General features: G+C 67.0%; 1 protein-coding gene and 1 pseudogene. One reads left to right on the forward strand and one right to left on the reverse strand.

Going from position 1 to position 2,467, the window contains the following annotated elements:
• Window positions 1-56 precede the first annotated feature (56 nt).
• Complete coding sequence (locus tag JOZ79_RS04450) at window positions 57-1,736, forward strand: dihydroxy-acid dehydratase (RefSeq protein WP_294071176.1); 1,680 nt, start codon at window positions 57-59, stop codon at window positions 1,734-1,736.
• A gap of 3 nt (window positions 1,737-1,739) precedes the next feature.
• Here the strand turns inward: JOZ79_RS04450 and JOZ79_RS04455 are convergent.
• A pseudogene (locus JOZ79_RS04455) lies at window positions 1,740-2,467 on the reverse strand (hypothetical protein); the annotation flags it as partial.

The raw sequence follows: 2,467 nt of genomic DNA on the forward strand, positions 1-2,467 counted from the left end.
TTGCAGCACTGACCGATCGGTCAGCTATTGTATCCAATTGAAGAGGCAAGATCCCGATGGCGTCACCCGCCCAACCCTCGCATGAAATGAAGGACGGCCCGGCCAGGGCACCCGCACGCGCCATGCTCCACGCCGCCGGCTATGACGCGGAGGCCCTGTCCAAGCCACTGATCGCAATTGTGAACAGCTGGTCCACCGTGACTCCCTGCAACATGCATCTTCGGGGCCTTGCCGAACACGCGCGACGCGGGATCGAGGAGGCCGGAGGCACCGCGATCGACTTCAACACGATCGTCGTCACGGACGGGATCGCGATGGGCACGCACGGCATGCGCGCTTCGTTGATGTCGCGCGAAGCGATCGCCGATTCGGCCGAGCTGGCAGTCCGCGGCCATTCTCTCGACGCCGTCCTGTTCCTGGTCGGCTGCGACAAGACCATTCCGGCAGCGGCGATGGCTGCTGCGCGCCTCGATCTGCCAGCGGTGATCCTCTACGGCGGATCGATCATGCCGGGCCGGCTCGGCGACAAGGCGCTCACCATCCAGGACGTGTTCGAGGCGGTCGGGGCGCACAGCGCCGGAACGATCGGCGACGCCGAGCTGAAGGCGGTCGAGAAGGCCGCCTGCCCCGGCGCCGGAGCTTGCGGGGGCCAGTTCACCGCCAACACGATGGCGCTCGCGATGAGCTTCCTCGGGCTTTCGCCGATGGGCCTCAACGATATCCCCGCCGTTCATCCGGACAAAACGGGCGCAGCGTTCGAGGCGGGCTGGGCCGTGGTCGACGCGGTCAAGAACGGCCGGAACGCGAGGAGCCTGATCACGGTCGAGAGCCTCCGCAACGCTGCCGTCGCGGGCACGGCTACCGCGGGCTCGACCAATCTCATTCTCCACCTCCTGGCGATCGCCCGCGAAGCCGGCATCGGCCGCGACCAGTTCGACATCGACCTGTTCGATGAGGTCTCCCGTGCGACGCCGGTCATTGCCGACCTGAAGCCGGGCGGCCGTTTCATGGCACCCGACATGTCCGCCGCGGGCGGAACGCCCTTGCTCGGCCGCCGGCTCATGGAAGCGGGTCTCGTCACCGATGCGTCGACGGTGACCGGCCGATCGCTCTTCTCCTATTTCGAGGACGCAGGCGAGACGGACGGACAACAGGTGATTGTCAGCGCTGAGGCACCGATCAAGAATCGTGGAGGGTTCGGCATTCTCTATGGCAATCTCGCGCCGGAAGGCTGCGTCGTGAAGCTGGCCGGGCACGGCAAGCTCCGCTTCGAAGGGCCAGCCAAGGTGTTCGATGGCGAGGAAGCCTGCTTCGATGCGCTCACGCATGGCGGGATCGAGGCGGGCGACGTGGTGGTGATCAGGGGCGAAGGTCCGGTCGGCGGCCCGGGCATGCGCGAGATGCTCGCGATCACCGCGGCGATCCAGGGACGCGGGCTCGGCAACGACGTCGCCCTGGTGACGGACGGCCGCTTCTCAGGCGCGACCTACGGCTTCATGGTCGGCCACGTCTCGCCCGAGGCTGCGCGGGGCGGCCCCGTCGCGCTGCTCCGCACCGGCGACCGGATCGTCATCGACGTCGACGCGCGGATCATGGAGACGGATGCTGATCTCGGCTCCCGGACGGCGGCCGAATTCAGGCTCTCGCCGGAAGCGACCGGTGCCTACGGCAAATATGCAAGGCTCGTCGGCTCGGCTTCGCAGGGTGCCGTGACGAGCGGAGCGGACGCCGCCTAGCCGTCAGGCGGCAAGCCGCGCTTCCCCGAGTGCTCGGGCGAGCGCTCCGTCGTCTGCGGGAATGGCGATCTTGTGCGAGCTTCGGCCGAGAATCGCCGCCAAGGCAGGCGGCGGATCGATTGTCCTGCCGATCAGCGGCTCGATCGCTTCGGCGAATTTGAATGGATGTGCGGTCGCCGCGGCGATCCACGGCCTTTCGTCACGCTTGCTCTCGGGAAGGCGGGCATGGGCTTCCGCGGCCGTCGCCGAATGAGGGCACCACACGTAGCCGCTCGCTTGATACTCGCGTCGGATCCGGGCGCGGATTGACTCGTCATCGACCAACTCTACCTGCACATCGCGATGCTCGGCCGGAAGCGCCGCCAGCCGCTCGAAATTGCTCGGCGTTCCCACATCCATCGCGTTGGCGATGGTCGCAAGCGAAGCCCGTGGAGCGTAATCGCCGGATCGGTCCCAATCGAAGAGGGTCCGATTGGCGTTCGTCACCAGCACGACGGGGCCGATCGGGAAGCCTAGTGCGCGCGCATAGAGTGTCGCGAAGCCGTGGCCGAGATTGCCTGTGGGAACGATGAAGCCGGGCCTGACGCCGGTTTCGGCGTGAACGCGGAGGGCGGCATGAGCGGCATAGGCCATCTGCGGCAATAGGCGACCGATATTGATCGAATTGGCGGAGGTCAGCCGATGCTCGGCCGAAAGCGCCGGATCGGCGAAAGCTTCCTTCACGAGCCGCT

The sequence above is a fragment of the Sphingomonas sp. genome (assembly GCF_019242355.1).
In the GTDB taxonomy this organism is placed as follows: domain Bacteria; phylum Pseudomonadota; class Alphaproteobacteria; order Sphingomonadales; family Sphingomonadaceae; genus Sphingomicrobium.